We start from the raw sequence: 22,378 nt of genomic DNA on the forward strand, positions 1-22,378 counted from the left end.
TAAAACGGTGAAATCCATTCGAACCGGCTGAACAGGAAATTCTACCGAAGGAAATATCATGAGTATAAGTAAACTTGCACGCGAAATTGCCCCGTCGCCGACGCTTGCGCTGAACGAAGAAGCGCGCATTCTTCGCGAGAAAGGCGAAGCTGTCGTTCACTTAGGCGCGGGCGAACCAAAAAACAAAGCCCCCATCAGCGCTATCCTTGCCTCGGCAGCCAAACTGAATGTTGGCGACATCAAGTACACGCCGACCGAAGGAACAATGGGGCTGCGCAAAGCCATCATCAAGTACACGGAAGAAAATTACGACCGCGTGGTCGCCCCGGAAAATGTTCTTGTCTCGGCGGGAGCGAAGCAAGCGTTGTACAATCTCCTCGTCACGCTCGTCAATCCGCAGGATGAAGTGATTGTGCTCGCGCCGTACTGGGTGAGTTATCCCGAAATGATCAAAATGGTGTACGGCATTCCCGTCATTGTCACGCCGGAAGATGGCGGATTCTATCCGCGTATGCAGGAAATCGAGCGCGCCGTCAGCTCGTACACGAAAGCTATCATCGTCAACAGTCCGAATAATCCCTCGGGCGTGATGTATCCCGAGTCGTTCATTGCGGAGATTGTCGCGTTCTGCGAACGCAAAGGTATCTATCTTATCATGGACGACATCTACCACAAGTTGGTGTTTGATGGAAAGACGAACATCTCCGCATACAAATTCACCAACAAAGATACCGAAAACACACGAGTCATCGTTATCAACGGCATTTCAAAATTGTACGGCATGACGGGTTTCCGCATCGGCTGGACGATTGCGCCGAAGGCAATTACAGAAGTGTTGGGGAACGTGCAGTCGCAGACTGTTTCCTGTACATCGCTTCTGCTGCAAGCTGCCGCGGAAGGCGCTCTCACCGGAATACAAAGTCACGTTGATACGCTGCGGATGACGTTAGAGAACAACCGCAACGTGATGATGCAGGAATTGAAATCGTTCAACGGCGTGAAGATTACGAAACCCGACGGCACGTACTACTGCCTGCCGGATTTTCGTGCATACAGCAACGACTCGGTCGGACTGTCAAAGTTCTTGTTGAAGAAAGCGCTTGTCGTTACGGTGCCGGGGAAAGAGTTCGGGATGGAAGGACACTTGCGACTGAGCTATGCAACGACAATCAAAGACGTAATGGAAGGCGTTGCCCGCATCAAGTGGGCGCTTGATCCGACATCTCCCAATGATATTTACATCGGTGAACGAAAACTGATTCGGGATTGGCTATGAACAACCTACTGAATATTGTAACACCGGCACAGGCCGAAGCCACAGCACTCAAGAGCGACTACGGTTTAGACAATCACGGTCTAGCAAACCTGCGCGTTGCGTACTGGAATCTGCCGACAGAAGCGTTGTATGAAGAAATCACGTTCCGCAAGGAAGCGCGCATTACGCGCAACGGGCCAATCGTTGCGTTCACGGGCAAGCATACCGCCCGCTCCGCAAACGACAAGTTCGTTGTGAAAGAGCCGACCACCGAGGAGAAAATCTGGTGGGGACAATACAACCGACCGATGAGTCCCGACAAGTTCAACGATCTGTACAATCGCTTGCAGGGATTTCTGCAAGGCAGAGATGTGTTCGTGCAGGATTGCTATGCTGGCGCCGACCCGAATTACCGGATGCCAGTCCGCATGATCACCGAGCTTGCATGGCACAGCCATTTTGTGCGGAACATGTTCATTCTGCCGAAGACGAACGAGGAATACCGCCGGCACGTTCCGGACTTCACCGTGATTTGCGTGCCGTCGTTCAAAGGCATTCCACAGATTGATGGAACACCCGCGAACACATTCATCGCCCTCAACTTCGCGCAGAAGCTTTGCATCATCGGCAACACAGCCTATGCGGGGGAGATCAAGAAATCCATTTTCACCATCCTCAACTTCCTGTTGCCGCTCGATGGAGTCATGCCGATGCACTGCTCGGCAAACATCGGCAAGGATGGCGATGCTGCAATCTTCTTCGGCCTTTCGGGAACGGGAAAGACGACACTCTCCGCCGACCCGAACCGCGGCCTCATCGGCGACGATGAGCATGGCTGGAGCGACGAGGGCGTGTTCAATTTCGAAGGCGGCTGTTACGCAAAAGTGATTCAGCTTTCCCCTTCGGCTGAGCCGCAAATCTACGCGACGACGCGCATGTTCGGCACCATTCTCGAAAATGTTCCGTACGATCCGGTTACCCGCGTGATTGACCTCGACGACGAGTCCATCACCGAAAACACCCGCGCATCGTATCCGTTGGAGTTCATCGGTAACGCCGTCCCCGAAAAATTAGGCGGACATCCGAAAAATATCATTCTTCTCACCTGCGACGCATCAGGTGTCATGCCTCCGATTGCGAAACTCACGCCCGATCAGGCGATGTACCAATTCATCTCCGGCTACACATCGAAAATTGCCGGAACGGAAGTCGGGTTGGGCAAAGAGCCGGAGATGACATTCAGCGCGTGCTTCGGCGGGCCCTTCATGGTGCATCATCCCTACTTCTACGCCGATTTGCTCAAGCGGAAGATTCTGCGTCACGGCGTCAACTGCTGGCTTGTCAACACAGGCTGGATTGGCGGGCCGTACGGCATCGGGAAGCGCATCAGCATCAAGTATACGCGTGCGCTGCTCAACTCTGCACTGAGTGGCGAGCTGTTGAACGTTGAATACAAAACCGATCCCATCTTCGGCTTCCAGGTTCCGCAACGCTGCGGCGACGTGCCGGTAAGCGTTCTGAATCCGGGAGATTCGTGGAGCAACAAGGATGACTACATGCGGCGATACAAAGATCTCGCTTCCCGCTTCATCGAAAACTTCAAGAAGTTCGAGTCCGGCTGTCCGCCGGAGGTGATTGCGGCGGGGCCGAGGAGATAGAAGAAGTTGTTCATCCACTAAGGGCACGAAGTTCGCGAAGGCGGGATGATCTCGTAGCGTCTTGTCATGCAGTCGTTGACGCAGCAGAGGCGCTTCAGCTTTTCGCTCTACAATCCCCACCAATAACTCATCTTCAGCAGCACGGCGTCATCGTGCGGCAGCTTGAAGATGCCGCGGAACCGCGGGCCGAAGTCGTTGTTGTAATTGCCGGAATCATCTGCACGGCTTTGAGTCCACACAAGAAAAATTGTACTGCCCGGTAGAAACTCCCATCGCAGCAGCAGGTTGGCGTCGAAGATCGCGTAATTAAAATCGTACACGTTAGGAGTTGTGTAGGAGGCAAAGCCGCTGCCTCCGGTCAGGAGCCGGAAGTTGTTGTAGCGCCCCCGTGCAAGCAGAACTTGTGTATAGAACTGCAACGATACCGTTCGGGTGAAGGTGATGATGCCGCGCAGCGCGAAATCTATCTCGTCGACATCTCTATCTCCAAAGAGACTGCGCCCGCCGACCGGAACAATCCTGCCGCCGCTCAGTACTCCCGTTTCTTCCGAACGTGTCTTCTCAAAGTAAAAGAGAGGTGTGAGTTCGATGTTTGAGGCCGGACGAATCGTAACGCCGATGAGGGTGCTGATGCTCTTCTTCTCCTTCTCATCAAACCGGAAATCTGTTGTCATCGAAATAGAAACCGGCTGTCGCTCATCTGTTTGTATTTGCGCCTGAAGCGAGTAATCGACGGGGCGAAGGTAGAGGCCGAGAATCCCCCGTTCCGAATCGCTGTAGGCCCGGTCGTTGAGAACAAAGCGGAATGTTGACTTCCAGAAATTCGTCCAGTCTGCCGAGAACGACAGGTCGACCTGCGAAAGTGTACGTACACCGTCCCAGTTCCACTTGGCTTCGGGAACAAGCGAGAACGAATAGCGGCGGAACGGCTCTTCGGCCCTGTTCTCGCGATAGAGAAGCTGCACGTAACCGCCGTGATACCGCGGCTGCGCAAAGAAGCCGAGATCGTTGCTGTTGAAGTTGGCGCTGAAGAAATTGTAGGATGCCGTGTAGTACCAGTGCCGCGCCGCGATGCGCGAGAACAGCAGGCGCCCGGCGGTGCCGTCCGGATTGGCGCGGCTGCTGGATGAATGCACGCCGGCGATGTAACCATCGAGCGTATACGAGCCGTCGTCGAAGCGCAGATTCCAATCCGCACCGCCGCTGAACGCCGGCTTCAACTGATCGCGGGCAGCAAGTGTTGCAACGCCGCCAACCCACGAGTTTCCTGCAAGCTCCTGCTTTACACGAACAACGTTGTACGTTCCTTTCGGCTCCGTCTGTATCCTTGATTCCCGTCCCGCGCTATCCAACAGAACCGCATTCTCGTCATCGGTGGCAGTGGCAAGAACGCCCAACGAAAAACCGGATTCCGTGTGGCCGGTTACTTTTGCGGCGCCGAGAATCGTTGTAATGTGAGGATTTTCTTTGATGGACCCGCCGGGAGGCGCAGCAACAAACGGAGAAAGGAAGGGTCTCTGCCCGATTCTGCGCGAGTAAAATAGCGTAAGGGGGGTGTTATCAACCGAATTGCCGAATGTGAACAACTGCGCGCCTTCAATGAAGAACGGGCGCTTCTCGGGATAGTACGTTTCGAAGACTGTCAGATTAAGAATCGACTGATCCACCTCCACCTGGCCAAAGTCGGGATTGATCGCCGCATCAAACGTAAAGTTGCGGCTGAGTCCGTACTTCACGTCAAGTCCGGCATGCGCTGCTTGATCAGACCGGTGCGGACGGTACGACGCTTCCGTTTCGAATGATGCCGTTGCAGAAATGTACGGGATGAGACTCAGATGCAAGGGTGGCGTAATGGCGCGGATGCCTTCTACATATCCCCATTTTGAGATCATCAGCCGTTCGGTACTCGGCACCATCACCCATTCGATTGTTTCCCGCTTCCGGCTGATGTAGCGACGGAAGTTAATCCCCCATCGATATTCTCCATCTTGCGGCGAGAACCGGATAGCGTTGTAGGGAATCTCAAACTCCGCCGACCATCCTTCACGATGCCGCGCCGTGCGTACACTCCACACAGCGTCATAGTTCAGGTCGTAGGCATTCCCGTCCTGCGAAAGGAAGCCGTCGCTTTGCACGCCGGCAACATTTACTGAAAACACGAACGCCGTTTGCCGGTCATTGTATGAATCAATCTGCACGGTGAACCGGTCGGCTTCCGATGTCCGGTCTCGCCGTGTCAATTGCGAAACGATCCCGTGCGGATTGCTGTCGTAGCAAATCACCCCGACATAAATTGCCTTATCGTCATACAGAATGCGGACAGAGGTTCTCTCGGTCGGGGGGTTTCCTTCGAGGGGATAGAACTGCGTGAAGTCTTCCGCGGGTAGTGCGGCGTGCCACTGTCGCTCGTGCAGCAATCCGTCGAGCGTTAACCGACTTTCAAGGCGGGCCGCCTTGATGATCTTCCCTGTATCAGCCCATAATGCGGGTGAAACCAGAAACGCATATGCAAGGAGGAATCCCCCTGAGTAACGCATTAGGGTCGAAATATCAGTGGATGGATCCTGTGTTAGTTCAAGATAGCCTTCCATTCGCAGAAAATCAACGAACCCTCAACTGAACTGTGACAAGGGTTACACAAGAGGGGATGCATCGGACGGGTACTCACGACCTTTCAAGCCGCACCACATTCTCGATATGGTAGGTGTGAGGGAACATGTCAACGGGCTGGATTTCAGCAATCCGGTACGCGTTTGCCATCAGCTTTACGTCGCGGGCTTGTGTTGCCGGATTGCAGCTCACATACACAATTCGCTCGGGTTTCATTTCTATGACTTCCTTCACGACCTTCTCGTGCATACCGGCTCGAGGCGGATCGATGATCATCACATCCGGCAAAGGATGGTTGTCGAGCCAGGCTGTATCTTTCGTCAATCGATCTTTCAAATCTCCCAACACAAACGCGCAATTCGTTACTCTGTTGGCGGTCGCATTCTTTCGGGCATCTTCGACGGCTGCTTCGACATTTTCCACGCCGACAACTTCTTTCACATCATCGGCGATATGCAATGCAATCGTGCCGGTGCCGGAATAGAGATCAAACACCACATCGCCGGGTTTGAGACCGGCCATCCGTTGTGCGACATTATACAATCGTTCGGCCTGCTGTGTGTTTGTCTGGAAGAATGAGTTTGCTGAAATACGGTAGATGCGTTTCCCGATCATCTCTGTAATATAGCCGGGGCCGTGATACACTTTTTCATACTCGCCGATAGCAACGAGATTCTTCCGCTGCGTGATGTTGTTGATGATAGTGGTGATGGATGGCATCTCCTTCAGCAAACACGTGCAAAGAGATGAGAGCAACCCGGGGTTGTCGTCAGAGGTAACGATATTCACCATCAACTCATTCGTGGAGGCGCTTTGCCGAATGACAAGATTGCGGAGATAGCCGGCGTGTGTGAATGTTGAGTAGATGGAGAGATTCCGTTCAACGCAAAAATTCCGGACTGTGTTCACAATGCGGATGCTTTCTTCGGATTGGAGATGACATTCTTCAAGATCGAGAACCTTGCGGTACATCCCCGCCGGATGCATACCGAGAGAAAATGCCTGCACATCCTTGTTCGATTCATACTCTTCCTTCGGAAACCACTTCTCTCCGAAAGAAAACTCCATTTTATTCCGGTAAAAGTAGATTTGATCCGAACCGATTGCAGGATTGACGGCTATTCCTTTGAACCCGCCTATTCGCTCAAAAGCATCAGCTACATGCTGGCGTTTGAAATCGAGTTGCGCCCGGTAATCAACATGCTGCCATTTGCAGCCGCCGCAGGTTCCGAAGTAACGGCAGCGCGCCTGAACACGCAACGGCGACTGCTTCACAAGCTCGACAACTTCGGCTTCAAGAAACTGCTTTTTAATTTTCGTCAACCGGACGCGGGCCTCGTCGCCGGGAACGCCGCCGTAAACGAACACCACGAGTCCGTCATGCCGGGCAAGGGACTTCCCTTCAAAGGCAAAGGAATCCAATGTGAGGATAAGTTCTTCTCCCCGCCGGAATTGGCTCAATCGTTCATCTCCCCGGTCACACGTTCCAATTCTCTTGTCAGCTCGCCCCACCTGAAGTAGACATTCTGCAATTCGCTTTCCAGATTCTTGTATTGCGCAGTAACGGCCTTCACCTTCCCGCCGTCTTTGTAGAAATCGGGATGCCCCATCAGTTCTTCAATCTCGCGTTTCAGCGCTTCCTTCTGCTCGATTTCCCGTTCGGCTTTTGTTATCTTTTCTTTCAGTGGTTTTGTGATCTTGTAGGCGCGCTGGCGCTGTTCAGCTTCGATTCGCCTGCGTTCCTTCTCGGAAATATGCGATTCTTCTTTCCTTGCGGGTACAGAAACCGTTGCGGTTGATGCGGCAATCTCCTTTTGCTTGGCGTAGATATACTCGCTGACGTTGCCCGCAAACGTACGAACTCCTCCCTTTGAGAATTCCACGACCTTGTTCACGATGGGATCGAGAAAATCGCGATCATGTGAGACGATGATGTAACTTCCTTCGAAATTCATCAATGCCTTCTGCATCACCGCCTTCGAGCGCATATCAAGATGGTTCGTCGGTTCGTCCATGACAATCAAGTTGCAGGGTTGGAGCAGCATTTTGGCAAGAGCCAGCCGACTTTTCTCGCCGCCTGAAAGAACGGCGACTTTCTTGAACACATCATCTCCGCGAAACAGAAAACAGCCGAGCAGATTGCGCAACGACTTCCTGATTTCGCCGACCGCAACTTCATCCACCGTTCCCAACACATCATTGGCCGGGTTCAATTCGTCTGCCTGATGCTGGGCAAAATAGGAGAGGATCACATTGTGCCCGAGCTTTCGCTCGCCGCCCTCAAACGGTTCGACGCCGGCAACGATTTTGGAGAGCGTGGATTTTCCGGCGCCGTTCACGCCTACAAATGCAATCCGGTCGCCGCGATCAATGTCGAAATCGATACCACTGAATATGCGCTTGCTGCCGTAGCTTTTTTGCAGATTTCTGATTTCCAACACAGATCGCCCGCTTGACGGAGCCGGAGGAAACTTGAAGTGAATGCCGCTCTCTTCATCTTCAATCTCCACCAGATCCATCTTCTCCAACATCTTGACCCGGCTTTGAACCTGTCTGGCTTTTGTCGCCTTGTAGCGAAAGCGTTCAATGAACCGTTCTGTTTGTTTGATTTGTTGCTGCTGATTCTGATAGGCGGCGAGTGTGAGTTGCTTTCTTTCTTCCTTTTCTCGCACATACAACGAAAAGTTTCCGGGATATTCGGCAAGATTACCGAGACTCAACTCGTACGTTTTCGTCGTCATATTATCGAGAAAGCGACGATCGTGTGAGACAATCATAACTGCCCCTTCATACGATTGCAGATATTCTTCCAGCCACTGCAATGAATCGAGGTCGAGGTGATTTGTTGGCTCGTCGAGCAGCAATAGTGATGGTTGTATGAGAAGAAGTTTCGCAAGCGCGATACGCATTTGCCAGCCGCCGCTGAACTCATCCGTCTGTCGATCCAAATCCTCGACGGAAAAGCCTAGGCCGAGAAGTACTTTCTCTATCTTCGCTTTCATGCGGAACGCGTCGCTGTCTTCCAGCTTGTGTTGCAGTTCGCCATAGAGTTCCAGCAGTTCCTGAAATTCTTCACTCTGATGGTCAGTCACTTCACCCATCCGGCGATGGACTTCTTCGAGATGTTGTTGCGCTTCCAGCACATCACCGAACGCTGTTTCGGCTTCCTTGTACAACGTGCGCCCTTCGACGTGCATGCCTTCTTGCGGAAGGTAGCCGACCGTGACGTACTTTGCTTTCGCAATTTCGCCTTTGTCGGGGGAGGCTTCGCCGATAAGCATGCGGAGCAACGTGGTCTTGCCCGTTCCGTTCGACCCTACAAGTCCGATCCGATCATGTGTGCCGATACGAAACGACACTCCCTTGAAGAGAATTTTGCTGCCGTATTGGAGTGCTATGTTAACTGCGGAGATCATGGGAGGCAATATACTGAAATCTGGCGAGCGGGAGAAGTATGCCCGCGCTGAATTGACGGGAGGTGTTGAACCGACGATGCGGAAAGACTCTCTCTATCGCAAATAGTACTTCAGCGGATTCGGATCTACGCGGCATTCCTCCGCAATGCGAATGTTGTCGATTTTCTTTTCGTCGCGAAGCCTGTACAGTCTCGGAACCATGAGGTCGCGGACTTCAATCGGTGTCATAGGATTGATGAAGATGCCCGTTCCACCTTCAAAGCCGGCAGGCACAGTCACGCGCCACTTGATCAGCACATGCCACGGCATTTTGTACACAGCATCGATGGGTGTATAGTACCACTCTTCGTTGCAGGAGATTTTGCTGCCCATTGCGGCATGCATTGCGTGCACAAGGTTGCTCATCCCCCGTATTTCATCATCCGTGTGTTCATAGGGTCTGCCCGCCTGCGACTTCGAGTAGATTTCGATGGTCGGATGCCGATGGCCGATACCGGCGTACGCAATCGCGAAATCGTTCTCGGCAAAAACCAGGTTGTGGTGTGCCGCAAAATTTGCCCCGAACTGGTTGTACACGTTCGGATCTTCACGAATCATCTTTGTTTGATTTTCGATGGAGGATCCCCATTCATCGAGCGCGACAAGTTGTTTGTGAAGATGGTCAAACGATGCCCCGCCGGGCCGCAACCAATTCTGGAACACGCTGATATAGCGAACGTAGCGGTTCGCAGCAGCTACATCACGCATTGCTTCTATTGTGAAACGAAAATACTGGAAGTGTTCCTCCAGCGTCATCTCTCCGGAAGAGTACAGGTCGGAGGTATTTACAGCGTTGTCGCGATAATGGCGCTTGGCAATAATCATTTCATGCGAGCCGCCGAAGAACGAATCGGCAAGTGCCAGCCTGTCAGCCATGTGCATCTTCTCCAGCTGTTCATCAGACTTCCCTTCGCGACGCAACTTGTATTCAATGATATCAGAAATGTGTTTCAGCCCGGCGGGATTGGCAAGATACTCTTCCTTCCACCGGGTCTGGGCACCCGTCAGTTTGTAGGCGTAATTCTTGCGCCAATAGTCGAGCGTGACAATCTCAAACATGTTTCCAACACGGCGGAACTCGGCGGTGGTATCGAAATATCTGTCCGGTGCCGCGAGAGGAATACTTCCCCACCGGCCATCAGCATGACGGATAAGGCGGGCTTTTTCGGGGGCTGTTTCGTGATAACGAGACTGGCAGAAGCTGCAATAATCTTCAGGTGAATGAACTTCAAGGGACTGCACATCTTCTGCTTGTTCGTTCGTAATGGGCTTCCCTTTTCGACCGGCAACAGCCCACACCTCGGTGCCTGTAAACGGATTAACCTGCTTCACCGTACCGTCGGGCATTATGGTGTAGTAAACTGTGAGTTCCATGCTTGTCCATAGTTGTTGGAAAACTCTCTTTTCAGAATACAGCAACACCGGAAGGCGGGCAACATTGCAGGCGTGCCTGAGACTCGGCTGTGAAGAGACCCCTACCCACTAATCGATGCAGCAAGAAGCGCGTCGCATTTTATCTGACTGTCGGACTCGGCATAGAAGCGAATAAGCGGTTCTGTTCCTGACGCACGCACCAGCACCCATCCGCCTCCTTCAACGAAGAACTTGAAGCCATCCTTATCCTGACGATCAATGACGTTGTAGCCCGCGATTTTCTTCACGCCTTTCTTGAACCGCCTCATGATCGCCGCTTTGCCCTGTTCCGTTGTATGATGATCAATACGCTTGAATTCATGCTGACCGTATTCGTCCATCAATTCCTGGACAAGATAGCTCAGGCTTTTTTGCCGGACGGCCATCATCTCACACAACAACAAACCGAGAAAAATCCCGTCCCGCTCGGGCAGGTGAACTTTCGTTCCGAGGCCGCCGCTTTCCTCTCCGCCAATTAACACGTCGCCTTCCACCATCAGCCTGCACACGTGTTTGAAACCAATAGGCGTCTCGCGCATCGCCAGTCCGTACTTCTCGCACTGTTTGTCGACCATTTGCGTGACGGAGAAGGTTTTGACAACATCCCCTCGTAATCCTCTCTCTTCTACAAGATATTTGAGAAGAAGAGCAAACACGCGTTGCGAGTCAACAAAATTGCCGTGTTCATCAACCGCGCCAATGCGGTCGGCATCGCCATCGGTCGCAATGCCGATGTGAAATCCCTCGTCCTTCACGCGACGCATGAGTGTACCGAGGTTTTGCGTTATCGGCTCCGGGTTTGTGCCGCCGAACGACGGGTTGTACTCATTGCGCATCTGAACAACATTCGGAAGCACGCCATCCAACACACCCTGGCCTGCGCCGTGCATAACATCGTAGAGAATCCTGATGCCGGAATTCTTGATGAGATCAAAGTTCAACTTCGTCATCAAATCATCAAGGTACTGTTGCTTCATGCTGATGGTGGAGATTGTGCCTTTGTCCAGAAGCTGTTTGAATGATCGCTTTTGCGGTGGGAGTTTTTTCGGCTTCAGAATCTTTGCCAGTTCCTTCTCTACCTTATCAATAGTCTCGGGAAACGCCGGCCCTCCGAATTCGCCCTTGATCTTGAAACCGTTCCATTTGTAGGGATTGTGGCTCGCTGTGATGACGATCCCGGCAGCGGCTTTTTCGGTTTTTGAGAGAAGAGAAATAGCCGGTGTCGATGCGATGCTGTCTGAAAGCTTCACTTTGATACCGGTATTGGCAATCGTAGTCGCAACAACTTCGGCAAATTCCTTTGACATGAACCGCGCATCGTAGCCGATAACAATCCCGTTACGGATTTTCTTGTGTTTCTTGTAGTGTCTTGCAGTCGCAAGAGCGACCTTCTCAAGATTCGCAAACGTGTAGTCGTCGCCGATCACGGCACGCCAGCCGTCGGTGCCGAATTTTATGGGTTGGGGCATGAACTTTCCTAATCTGATTTGAAGTGTTACGAACTTACTTTCTGTTGAACGCCGCCAACGCCGGGTAAATCGCCTGATCGCCCAGTTCTTCTTCTATTCTCAGTAACTGATTGTACTTTGCAATGCGATCCGTACGGCTTGCCGAGCCGGTTTTTATTTGTCCGGCATTCGTCGCAACAGCGATGTCGGCAATGGTCGAGTCTTCCGTTTCGCCGCTGCGGTGACTGATAACAGCTGTGTACCCTGCGCGCTTTGCCATTTCGATCGCGTCAAGAGTCTCCGTCAGCGTTCCAATCTGATTGACTTTAATCAATATGGAGTTGGCAACGCCCATGTCAATTCCTTTGCTCAGGAATTCGGTGTTCGTGACGAAGTTATCGTCGCCGACAAGCTGGATTTTCTTGCCGAGCGCGTCCGTCATCATCTTCCACCCGTCCCAATCGTTCTCCGCCATTCCATCCTCAATCGAGATAATGGGGTACTGCTTCACCCAATTCTCGTAGAATTTCACCATCGCCTCGGGCGAGACTTTCTCTTTCGTGGATTTGTAGAAGAAATACTTCCCGTCGTCCCACATTTCGCTCGAAGCGGGATCAAGAGCAATATAGATGTCTTTACCCGGTTGGTAGCCCGCTTTGGTAATGGCTTCGAGAATCACTTCGATTGCTTCTTCGTTCGACTTCAAACTCGGCGCAAATCCGCCTTCGTCGCCGACGGCCGTGTTGTAGCCCTTCTTGTGGAGAACGCCCTTCAACGCATGAAACACCTCGGCACCCATCCGCAACGCTTCGCTGAAACGTTCGGCTTCGGTCGGCACAATCATGAATTCCTGCAGATCAACATTGTTGTCGGCATGCTTGCCGCCGTTGAGGATATTCATCATCGGAACGGGCAGGACTTTCGCGTTTGTGCCGCCGATATACTTGTAGAGCGGAAGTTTTGCCGATTGCGCAGCCGCTTTCGCGACGGCGAGTGACACACCTAAAATTGCATTCGCTCCGAGTTTCGACTTGTTCTTCGTGCCGTCAAGCCTGATCATTGTTTCGTCGATACCCGTCTGGTCGGCGGCATCGAAACCTGTTAACTCCTCGGCAATGGCGTTGTTCACATGCTCGACTGCATTCAACACGCCTTTGCCGAGATACCGGCTTTTGTCACCGTCGCGTAACTCAACAGCTTCGTGTTCACCTGTTGACGCTCCACTCGGCACAGCCGCGCGGCCGACAATGCCGCTTTCCAGTTCGACATCAACTTCAATCGTCGGATTGCCGCGGGAATCCAGGATCTCACGGGCATGAATATCGGTAATTATTGTACTCATAAATTCTCCTTCGTTCTTCAAGTAATAGCACAGAATCATCAGCGAAAATGCATATCAACTTCGCCAAATCGCCGAACAAAATCAATTCATGTTTGATGGAATGTGATACAACCCTCGCCGGAAAGGGAAGTCTATGCATCCGGTTTGCGGCGCCGCATAGCGTTTTCCACGTGCCGGAAAACGTCCTGCACATCGAGTAACTTCATGCATTCCATGTAGTCACCCCCCTCTCTGTTACAGAAGTCGAGATGACAGGGATGGCACGCGACATCCCGGCGCAACGCTGCATGCCCTTCTTCTGATGAATAGGGAAACCAGATATTTTCTTCGCCCGGTCCGAAGATACCGACGGTCGGGACACCGAGCGCCGCGCCAATGTGCATTGTACCGTTGTCGTTCGCAACGTATACCGCACAATGCGAGATAATGGCAGCAAGTTGCCGCAACGGCAAAGCACGCAGAACTTTGATGGTTGCAAACGAATGCCGGACGACCTGCCGGACGGCCTCGTCATCATTCGGGCCGGCGGTGATGATGATCTGCGCGCCGAGTTTTGCGGCAATCTGATCGGCAAGTTCGGCGAACCGTTCCGGCAGCCAGCGCTTCGCCGGCCACGTTGCTCCCGGATGTATTCCGACGATGGGCTTTGCGGGATCAAGCGGATTGTTTTCGTAATCCAGCCATTGAAGATAGATTTTCGCTTCCCGCTTTTCGTCTTCTGTCAAGAATATCTCTGTACGGTTCGATGCGGGTTGAACCCCGACGGCTCGAATGAACTGATTGTGAAATTCGATTGCCGTCTTCGGATTTCCATCATCACGGACTTGAATCGTATAGAGACTTCCGCGTCCCTTTCGTTCCGCCCCTACTCTGACTCTCGCGCCCGTCGCGCGGGTCAGCAACGCGCTGCGGGGATTATTGAACAGGTCGATCGCAAGGTCAAACTTCCGTCGCCGCAGCAGCCACGCAACCCGCGGCTGCTCGATGAGTGTCGGTTTTGAAAAATCGAACGGAATAAGTTCGTTGAGATGAGGATTGTGTTCCAGTAATGAAACGGCTTTCTTCTCCCCCATATAGGCAATGTATGCACCGGGGAACGCGTTTCGGAGCGAGCGAATAACCGGCGTCGTCAACACGATGTCGCCGATGAATTTCATGCGTGAGAGAAGAATGCGGGAAAACGGACGAGGGGCGTTCATTGGTGTTGTGTAAAGAATTTCTTCGCCCAATCAATCCGTTCAAGCCAATCATGAATCTCGTTTCTTGCGGCTTCTCCTGCTACGAAGTTCAGCGATCTCCAGAATACAGCCTTCGCTTCTTCAAACCTCTTCAGGCGGAAGAGTGAGTAGCCGAGCATGCGTAATCGCGAGCATTCGAGGACTGAATCAACAGACTCGAGGGCAAACGAATGAAGAATTGTTTGTGCTTCGTCGAATCGATGCAAACGGACCAATGGCTTTGCCAGCATGTAGTGCGGTAGCCAGGAACCCGGGGATTGTTGAACTGCTAAACTCAATTTCCCGGCACGAATCGTATCATTCTCGTCGGAAAGAAAATACAGCCGCCATCGTTCTTCCTCCTCGCTGCTTGCATGTTGCCGCAAGCGAACAGCTTCTGTAAGGCCCGCCGACAAATCCGCCCGCTCCAGCCTCCGGTACAATTGCAGCGCTCGGAGCGTATCACCCTTTCTCCACAACCCGTCTCCTATCGTCAGGAAGAGCGGGAGATACTGGGCGGGCTTTTCGTTCTTCAGAATGATGGTATCAAGAGCGGAAGAAAGAACGTCATAGTTGCCGAGGCGCAGGGAACTGGAAAGCAACCCGCTCAGCGATTCATAACTCAAGGTCTCCTTGAATGAAGCATCGTACAGTGCATAAGCCTCGTCATACTTCTTCCCGGAGAATTTCTTGCGCGCAAGCGCATTCCGGGCTGCAATAACACGCGCACAGACTTTCTGAAATATCGGCGGGCGACGGAAGAGAACATCAACGACATCACGATCCTGATCGGTAACCGGAATGCCCTCGAGGAATGTGCGCCACTCTGCGACAAGGGAGTCGAGTCCCTTGCCGTACATTCTTTCGTATTCGTTCGATCGGTACAACAGCATCATGTTGCGTATGCCGTACGTGTCAATCAAGTAGCGGCAGAATGATCCTGCCAGCACATAGCTGATAGACGACGACTGCGCTGCAAATCCTGTCAGCGACATGATCGAGCTGATGTCCGGCCCGACGCCGAATCTGCGCATTGCGGCTGCATACTCATGCGGCGTGCGGCTTCCCCATTCCCATTCAATCGCCATTGCCAGGCCTTCGACCAATCCCGTACTAAGACTTGCCTTGATAATCGGCAGACCGAATGGTGCGGCAACAACATGCACAAGTTCGTGCTTCAGTGTTGCATCGAGCGACTGTTTCGTGAGGTGAATCTGCTGACTCCACGGCTTCGCGATGTTCGTGTTGCCTGCTCCCATCAATCGCTGCTTCACTTCTGAGGAAGGATAAATGAATGATTCTATCTTTCCCTTGTATGACAAATTGAACTCATCCGTAATCTGCTTCAGACGAAACTCATGTTCGGCGGCTATCCAGCGAATCTCTGACTTGTCGTACGATTGCTTCGCATAGTAAATACGAAAATGCTGTGTCTCTATCGCCTCACCTAACGATCGGCGGATGAAGTTGCTTGACGAATCAAAACCAAGCTCTCCCCGAAACCACCACGTGACAATTACCAGCGTCGCCAAAGCCGCTGTGACAAACACGGATCGTCCCTGCATCATTGCGCCGAGGAGTGACAGACCCTTTTCCCAGCTTGCATCGTCCGGATGTGTACTCCGAAGAATCAGCAAGGCCATCCACACCAACGCGCCGGCAAGAAGCAGCGTCAGAATTCTGAACATTACCAACGATGAGCTGATGCCAAGCACTTCATCGTACGTCAGGCCGGGAAAGTAGCCGTAAAAGAAATTGTACGAAAAGATCGCCGGTGTGAAGTAGCCGACGGCAAGTACTTCAGCAAACATTGCCAGCACAAACAGTACGAACAGTGTCCGGGGCCAATGATAATGCGCCGCACAGAAGAATCCAAAGGCGCTCGAAAAGAGCACGCTCACCACAGGTATCAGAACAAAGAAGCCGAACCCTTCGATCAGCGAGCAATTCTTCACGAACAACGCGTTCGTAAGCATGACAATAAGAGGGATGATGAGAAGAGAGAGGTTGAAAACGAGGGCCTGCTTGAAAGAGTTGAAGGCAAGAGCAGCGGATGAAGATTGCGGATTGACGGCTGATTCTGAAAGCGATCCCTTTACAGCCCGGATTGTCAGGAAGCCTGAAATGAACGACGCCAGCAACGCTATGACCGCGGAGAATTCGTAGCCGAGATAATTGAGGAGGGGAAGATGCGTGCAGACGAGCGACACTACGAGGTATATTGCTGCGGGAATTGCCGTGTTGCGGTTGCTCAAGATTTCACGTATCACCGTTAGCGGCTCTTGATGTTAGTATTCCTTGCCGGAGATCCGTTCAATATCAGCCCCGATTGCCCGCAGCTTCTTTTCAATCGCTTCGTAGCCGCGGTCGAGATGATACACCCGCAGAACTTCCGTTTCACCCTCAGCAACAAGTCCTGCGAGAATCAGCGATGCGGATGCACGAAGGTCGGTGGACATGACGGTTGCGCCGGTCAGCTTCTTCACGCCGCGGATGATGGCCGCGTTCTTTTTAAGTTCGATATCGGCACCAAGCCGTTCGAGCTCCGGCACATGCTTGAAGCGATCGGTGTAGATGGTGTCTGTTACAATGGAGGTTCCGTTTGCAACGGACATCAACGCAATCCACTGCGCCTGCATGTCCGTCGGGAAGCCGGGATAGATAACGGCAGTGGCATCAACCGGCTTCAACTGATCGGGCGCACGCAACTCGAACGCCGAACCCAAAACCCCGGTGGTACATCCTGCGTCTTCCAACTTTTCGCCGACTGCCGAGAAATGCTCCGGATTGACGTGTTCCAGCGTTACGGTGCCTCCCGTTATTGCTGCAGCAACGAGAAAGGTTCCTGCTTCTATTCTATCAGGAATAGTCTCGAAATCCGCCGGGTGGAGTTCAACAACGCCCTCGATCTCCAACCGGTTTGTGCCGATGCCGTCGATCTTGGCTCCCATCCTCACAAGAAATTCAGCAAGCGCCGTTATTTCAGGTTCTATGGCAGCATTGATAATTACTGTTGTTCCTTTGGCCAGCACTGCCGCCATGAGGAGGTTGCCGGTTGCTCCGACGCTTGAAATATCGAAATGGATTTTTGCGCCCGTCAGTTGCTTTGCTTTTGCAACAATGTAGCCCCGCTCTAACTTGATTTCCGCTCCGAGCTTCTTCATCCCCTCGACATGCAAATTCACCGGACGCGGCCCCCAGGCACAACCGCCGGGGAGCGAGACTTTCGCTTTTCCGTACCGTGCAATGAGAGGGCCCAGAACGTAAATGGATGCGCGCATTTTCTTGACGTGCGCATACGGGGCTTCGTGCTTGTTGACTCCGCGTGTGTCGAGCGTGAGAACATCGTCATTCAAATCTATCTTCATTCCCATCGACTTCAGCAGGCTCGACATCGTGGCGACATCCCGCAGATTCGGAGTATTGCTGAGATGGAACGTTCCGCCGGCGAGCAGCGTTGCCGGCATCAGCGCAAGTGATGCGTTCTTTGCCCCGCCAATGCGAACCCTGCCGCTGAGTTTCTTGCCGCCGCGTATGATGAATTTGTCCAAGGAGAGAGAGCCCGATTTGTGTTGAATCTGATATTGTGCGGTGTGCCGAAACCGCGGAACCAATTTCACCAAAAATGCAGGGAAAATCAATCACGTCACACCACTCTCCATCGTTGAGAAATCCAACACCCGTTGCCTGGTTTCTCATTTCTGCAACTGCGACGACGCCACTTTCCTATGTTTGAGAAAATAGACCGGATTCATCCGGCCAGCCTCGATTCAATCTTGAAATAAATCTGTCAATTTGCCTAATCCGAAAACATGACCATTTTTGTCATGTTCGGCACGCAGGTTGAACCTGTGATTGCAACTTTCAACAACTTGGGAATCCTGATGCAGCTGACAATGAGCGGCGAGTATGCAGTGCGGACGATGATACACCTGTCAGCATTGCCGTTTGGAGCCATCGTGCAAATCGCTGAAGTCTCGAGAGAGTGGAACATTCCGGAGAACTTTCTGCGCAAAATCTCGGTTCAATTGGCCCACGCAGATCTCATTGTTTCGCAGCGCGGACTGAACGGCGGAATCCGGTTGGGACAACCCGCCGAGAGAATCACGGTTCTTGACGTAATCGAAGCTGTTGAAGGGAACATCTTTCTGAACAAATGTCTTGTGTGCGACGGCGTTTGCCCGCGTGACGAGTGGTGCCAGGTACATACACTCTGGGCCGAAGCACAAATCAAATTGAAAGAAATCCTCACGAGCAGGACTCTTGCTCAACTTGCGGCGGAAAGCTTCAACCGAAAAGCCGAACTCAACGAAGCAAGGCAACAGACTTCCGCCGCGTAACTCGCTCTCAATAAACAATTTTCCATGTCTGCAACTCAGACGTTCCGGGTGGAAATACCCGACATCGAATACTGGCAACGACAAATAAAATGTCAATGGGGCTGTCCCGTTCGTACCGACTCCCGTGGCTACGTGATAGCCATCGCCGAAGGACGCTATTTTGACGCGTACAAGATTGCTCGTGCACCAAATCCCTTTGCCTCTATTTGCGGCCGCGTCTGCGGCGCGCCGTGCGAAGTGGAATGCCGCCGCGGCAGTATTGACGAATCCATAACCATCCGCGCATTGAAGCGCTTTGTCACGGAACAGCACGGTGTCGAAGCCGGAGATCCTGCGAAAACCATCGAGTTTTCCAACGCACGACGCGACGACAGCAACCCGAAAGCAGGAACAAAAATCGCCGTCATCGGAGGCGGCGTTGCAGGATTGACGGCTGCTCACGACTTGTCTCTCCTCGGCTACAACGTCACGGTGTTCGAGGCCGGACCCGTTGCCGGTGGCATGCTGATGACCGGCGTACCGACATACCGTCTGCCGCGTGAACTTGTACAGATGGAAATTCAAGCGATTCTCAGTCTTGGTGTGGAACTGAAAACGAATACGCGCGTCGGCAAAGAGGTCACCATCCCGCAGCTTCGCTCGCAAGGGTTTGAGGCGATTCTGATTGCCGCAGGGCTTCAGCGCGGACGCAATCTTCCCATCAAAGGCGTTGAGCTGGAAGGCGTTGTTCACGGCATTGATTTTCTCAAGCAAGTAAATATGGGCGAAGAAGTGAAGTTGGGCGAACGCGTCGTTGTTATCGGCGGCGGGAATGTGGCATTCGATGTTGCCCGTTCAGCGGTTCGCGTCGGAGGCAAGTTCCGGACTGAGGCGCAGGACTTCTACGAAGCTGCTGATTCATCGCGTATGGCGCTGCGTTCCGGCGCAAAGGAAGTTCACCTCGTGTGTCTCGAATCCCGCGACGAGATGCCTGCGGACGAAATCGAAATTCATGAGGGAGTTGAAGAAGGCGTATCGTTGCATCCCTCCCGCGGTCCGCTTGAGATAATTGGAGTGAATGGAAAAGCTACCGGACTCGCAACACGCAAAGTGAAATCTGTTTTCGATGAGAACGGAAGATTCAGCCCGACATTCTATGACGAGCCGGGAGAAATCATTCCCGCCGACACCATCATGCTCTCCATCGGACAGACGATTGATGATGCGTTTGTGAAAGATGTCCCCGACCTCGCTCTGGAACGCGGCATCATCAAAATCGATCCGACAACAAAACGAACGAATGTCCCCGACATTTTCGCCTGCGGCGATGTTGCCGAGGGGGCGAAACTGTTCATCAACGCGGTTGCTTCCGGCCAACGTGCCGCTATTTCCATTGATGAATATCTCAGAAAGAAGGAAGTTGAAGAGAAGCGTTTCGGCTATTTCGAGCTGCCTGTTCTTCAACACAGAATGCACGAGGGATATCTGCAACTCGACCGGATCAATCCGCCGGCACTCGACCCGACAACTCGTGCGACAACACAAGAGCTCGTCGAGCTGAATTTTGAGGAAGGCGTTGCACAAGAGCAGGGGGCCCGTTGCCTCAAGTGTCACATCAACACCATCTTCAACGGCGATGTGTGCATTCTCTGCAACGGATGTGTTGACGTGTGCCCGACGTATTGTCTTGCGCTTGTTCCGCTTACGCAAATTGAGCTGGTGCCGCAACTCGAAGACGCTCTCGTTCAACGCTACGGCGTGAATGTCCGGAACATGTTGGAGAAGGAAGGGCATGCGGCCGTGAAGCAACTCGGCTCGGCTATGCTGAAGGATGAAGAACTCTGCATCCGCTGCGGGTACTGTGCAAAACGCTGCCCGACCGGCGCCGTAACAATGGAGCATTTTGCCTATCAACAAGCGTTCACCGTTGTGTAATTGAGAGGGATGTTATGCTTGCATCAATTTATCTGCTTGTTTTTCTCAGTGTGGTGCTGGGAATACTCTTTGCGCTCGGATTCGTCTATGCAGCAAAGACGAATCAGTTCAAGGATATTGAAGAACCGAAGTATCAAATGCTGCGTGAGCCGGATTAGCCTCGCACAAGAAACCGCTAAATGCGGTTTAAGCTGCTTGTGTTTTGCCAATCCCACGACAAAAGCCGTGGGCTGAGGGCGAGCAATCCAGACAACCCACAACTCCGGTTGTGGGTTGGAAATGCAAAAACCATAGGAAAATCGTTTTAACGATTTCGAGTTTGAAGCCAGAGATGCAACGTAACAAAGGAGTACGAAGTTGAAAAAGAAAAATGTTCGCATGCAGCAGCCGGAAATTGACCGCCGCACATTTCTGAGCACGCTCGGATGGTTCGGCGTGGCGATCTCAGGCGCGTTGGCTGCAATGGGAAATCTGCTGTATCTCAAACCTGCTGTTGATTACGGCCCTCCTTCACGTATCCGCGTCGGCAAGCCGGAAGATTACAAGGAAGGCATTAAGGAAGTGCTGGAGAACGATCGTGTTGCCGTCCTGCGCGATCGCCAGGGGTTTGCGGCAATCTCCGTCAAGTGCACGCATCTCGGCTGCACTGTGTCGGTATCGGAAGGCGGCTTTTCGTGCCCCTGCCACGGCAGTCAGTTCGATAACGACGGTTACGTGACAGGCGGTCCGGCCCCCGCTCCGCTTGAATGGTATCAAGTCTCGCTTGCACCGAACGGCGAACTCGAAGTGGATAAGTCGGTAAAGGTGGAGGCGGGTTCATACTTGAAGGTGTAGCTGGTCATTAGTCATTAGTTATTGGTCTCCAAATGAAATTTCTCAACAACATCTATCGCTCGATCTTTCGTTACGGGCGAATGCCGGAAGATGGGGAAGGCGCGTCGTATGCCGTCTTCAACAATCTCTTTCTGCACATTCATCCGGTAAAAGTCTCGAAACACTCGCTCAAGTTCTCCTACACGTGGGGACTCGGCGTTATCGCAACATGCCTGTTCCTGATTCTCACTTTCACAGGCGTGTGGCTGATGTTCTACTACTTCCCTTCGGCCACCGAAGCATACGGCAGAATGCTCGATCTGCGTTCGTCGGTGGACTTCGGTTTTGTATTGCGCAACGTGCATAAATGGGCGGCGGAAGCGATGGTGTTCTTCGTCGTGCTGCACATGGCCCGCGTATTCTTCACCGGCGCCTACAAACCGCCGCGGGAGTTCAATTGGGTTATCGGCATCATTCTTCTGCTGCTGACACTCGGACTTTCGTTCACGGGGTATTTGTTGCCGTGGGATCAGCTTGCATTCTGGGCAATTACCGTCGGAACGGCAATCGCCGGTTACGCTCCCGTGCTCGGTGAGCCTATCCGGCAATTCCTTCTCGGCTCGGACAACGTCGGTCAGGAGGCATTGGTCAGATTCTATGTGTTGCATGTTGTCATTCTTCCGGGGTTGCTTTCGATTTTTCTCGCCATTCATTTCTGGAGAATCAGAAAGGATGGCGGACTCTCGCATCCGAACGACAACGACCCTCCGACAAACCCGCAAGCAACCACTGAAACACTGAGACACTGAGATGTACGATCAAGTTGCCGAACAAGAACTCATTCAAACAACTTCTGTGAAACGTTCGAGTCTTAGTGCCTTCGTGACAAATCCTTCCCTTCAAAGCATGAAGT

General features: G+C 52.6%; 16 protein-coding genes. 7 read left to right on the forward strand and 9 right to left on the reverse strand.

Annotated features, from left to right (window positions below):
- Positions 1-58 precede the first annotated feature (58 nt).
- Entirely contained in the window at positions 59-1,276 is a 1,218-nt protein-coding gene (locus tag KF749_05890) for an aminotransferase class I/II-fold pyridoxal phosphate-dependent enzyme (protein ID MBX2990684.1), read from the forward strand.
- Entirely contained in the window at positions 1,273-2,913 is a 1,641-nt protein-coding gene (pckA, locus tag KF749_05895; protein ID MBX2990685.1) for a phosphoenolpyruvate carboxykinase (ATP), read from the forward strand. The genes KF749_05890 and pckA overlap by 4 nt, the downstream gene beginning before the upstream one ends.
- Positions 2,914-3,020: 107 nt before the next feature.
- On the opposite strand, the gene KF749_05900 is transcribed toward pckA, so the two are convergent.
- From KF749_05900 to murA, 9 genes are all read right to left on the reverse strand, one after another.
- The gene (locus KF749_05900) at positions 3,021-5,504 is read right to left on the reverse strand and encodes a carbohydrate binding family 9 domain-containing protein (protein MBX2990686.1); all 2,484 of its coding nucleotides are present in this window, start codon (positions 5,502-5,504) and stop codon (positions 3,021-3,023) included.
- A 73-nt stretch (positions 5,505-5,577) separates the two neighbouring features.
- A complete protein-coding gene (gene rlmD / locus KF749_05905; GenBank protein MBX2990687.1) occupies positions 5,578-6,984 on the reverse strand; it encodes a 23S rRNA (uracil(1939)-C(5))-methyltransferase RlmD in 1,407 nt (468 codons plus the stop codon).
- Positions 6,981-8,939: an ABC-F family ATP-binding cassette domain-containing protein gene (locus KF749_05910; protein MBX2990688.1), complete on the reverse strand. Its 1,959-nt coding sequence runs from the start codon at positions 8,937-8,939 to the stop codon at positions 6,981-6,983. Before KF749_05910 ends, rlmD begins: the two co-directional genes overlap by 4 nt.
- 93 nt (positions 8,940-9,032) lie before the next feature.
- Positions 9,033-10,352 (reverse strand): DUF4921 family protein, encoded by a 1,320-nt coding sequence (locus KF749_05915; protein ID MBX2990689.1) that lies wholly within the window; start codon positions 10,350-10,352, stop codon positions 9,033-9,035.
- A gap of 101 nt (positions 10,353-10,453) precedes the next feature.
- A complete protein-coding gene (locus KF749_05920; protein ID MBX2990690.1) occupies positions 10,454-11,860 on the reverse strand; it encodes a phosphoglucomutase/phosphomannomutase family protein in 1,407 nt (468 codons plus the stop codon).
- Positions 11,861-11,894: 34 nt separating this feature from the next.
- Positions 11,895-13,181 (reverse strand): phosphopyruvate hydratase, encoded by a 1,287-nt coding sequence (eno, locus tag KF749_05925; GenBank protein MBX2990691.1) that lies wholly within the window; start codon positions 13,179-13,181, stop codon positions 11,895-11,897.
- Between the two features lie 131 nt (positions 13,182-13,312).
- Entirely contained in the window at positions 13,313-14,380 is a 1,068-nt protein-coding gene (locus tag KF749_05930; protein ID MBX2990692.1) for a glycosyltransferase family 9 protein, read from the reverse strand.
- Complete coding sequence (locus tag KF749_05935) at positions 14,377-16,668, reverse strand: hypothetical protein (protein ID MBX2990693.1); 2,292 nt, start codon at positions 16,666-16,668, stop codon at positions 14,377-14,379. Before KF749_05935 ends, KF749_05930 begins: the two co-directional genes overlap by 4 nt.
- 18 nt (positions 16,669-16,686) lie before the next feature.
- Positions 16,687-17,949, reverse strand: coding sequence for a UDP-N-acetylglucosamine 1-carboxyvinyltransferase (gene murA, locus KF749_05940; GenBank protein MBX2990694.1), 1,263 nt, complete (start codon positions 17,947-17,949; stop codon positions 16,687-16,689).
- 261 nt (positions 17,950-18,210) lie between these two features.
- On the opposite strand from murA, the gene KF749_05945 reads away from it, so the two are divergent.
- The 5 genes from KF749_05945 (at position 18,211) to KF749_05965 (ending at position 22,274) form a co-directional block, all read left to right on the forward strand.
- Positions 18,211-18,738: an Rrf2 family transcriptional regulator gene (locus tag KF749_05945; protein ID MBX2990695.1), complete on the forward strand. Its 528-nt coding sequence runs from the start codon at positions 18,211-18,213 to the stop codon at positions 18,736-18,738.
- A gap of 24 nt (positions 18,739-18,762) precedes the next feature.
- Positions 18,763-20,652, forward strand: a complete 1,890-nt coding sequence (locus KF749_05950; GenBank protein MBX2990696.1) for an FAD-dependent oxidoreductase — start codon at positions 18,763-18,765, stop codon at positions 20,650-20,652.
- 14 nt (positions 20,653-20,666) lie between these two features.
- Positions 20,667-20,810: a cbb3-type cytochrome oxidase assembly protein gene (locus KF749_05955; GenBank protein MBX2990697.1), complete on the forward strand. Its 144-nt coding sequence runs from the start codon at positions 20,667-20,669 to the stop codon at positions 20,808-20,810.
- 199 nt (positions 20,811-21,009) lie between these two features.
- A complete protein-coding gene (locus KF749_05960) occupies positions 21,010-21,486 on the forward strand; it encodes a ubiquinol-cytochrome c reductase iron-sulfur subunit (protein MBX2990698.1) in 477 nt (158 codons plus the stop codon).
- Between the two features lie 32 nt (positions 21,487-21,518).
- A complete protein-coding gene (locus KF749_05965) occupies positions 21,519-22,274 on the forward strand; it encodes a cytochrome b N-terminal domain-containing protein (GenBank protein ID MBX2990699.1) in 756 nt (251 codons plus the stop codon).
- The last annotated feature ends 104 nt before the right edge of the window (positions 22,275-22,378 follow it).

The organism is Bacteroidota bacterium (assembly GCA_019637975.1).
Taxonomy (GTDB): Bacteria; Bacteroidota; Ignavibacteria; order UBA10030; family UBA6906; genus CAADGV01.

Bases quoted from the DNA above. Each gene is read 5' to 3' on its own strand.
- KF749_05890 (MBX2990684.1), top strand. From the start codon at position 59: ATGAGTATAAGTAAACTTGCACGCGAAATTGCCCCGTCGCCGACGCTT.
- pckA (MBX2990685.1), top strand. From the start codon at position 1,273: ATGAACAACCTACTGAATATTGTAACACCGGCACAGGCCGAAGCCACA.
- KF749_05900 (MBX2990686.1), bottom strand. From the start codon at position 5,504: ATGGAAGGCTATCTTGAACTAACACAGGATCCATCCACTGATATTTCG.
- KF749_05910 (MBX2990688.1), bottom strand. From the start codon at position 8,939: ATGATCTCCGCAGTTAACATAGCACTCCAATACGGCAGCAAAATTCTC.
- KF749_05915 (MBX2990689.1), bottom strand. From the start codon at position 10,352: ATGGAACTCACAGTTTACTACACCATAATGCCCGACGGTACGGTGAAG.
- KF749_05920 (MBX2990690.1), bottom strand. From the start codon at position 11,860: ATGCCCCAACCCATAAAATTCGGCACCGACGGCTGGCGTGCCGTGATC.
- eno (MBX2990691.1), bottom strand. From the start codon at position 13,181: ATGAGTACAATAATTACCGATATTCATGCCCGTGAGATCCTGGATTCC.
- KF749_05930 (MBX2990692.1), bottom strand. From the start codon at position 14,380: ATGAACGCCCCTCGTCCGTTTTCCCGCATTCTTCTCTCACGCATGAAA.
- KF749_05945 (MBX2990695.1), top strand. From the start codon at position 18,211: ATGACCATTTTTGTCATGTTCGGCACGCAGGTTGAACCTGTGATTGCA.
- KF749_05950 (MBX2990696.1), top strand. From the start codon at position 18,763: ATGTCTGCAACTCAGACGTTCCGGGTGGAAATACCCGACATCGAATAC.
- KF749_05955 (MBX2990697.1), top strand. From the start codon at position 20,667: ATGCTTGCATCAATTTATCTGCTTGTTTTTCTCAGTGTGGTGCTGGGA.
- KF749_05965 (MBX2990699.1), top strand. From the start codon at position 21,519: ATGAAATTTCTCAACAACATCTATCGCTCGATCTTTCGTTACGGGCGA.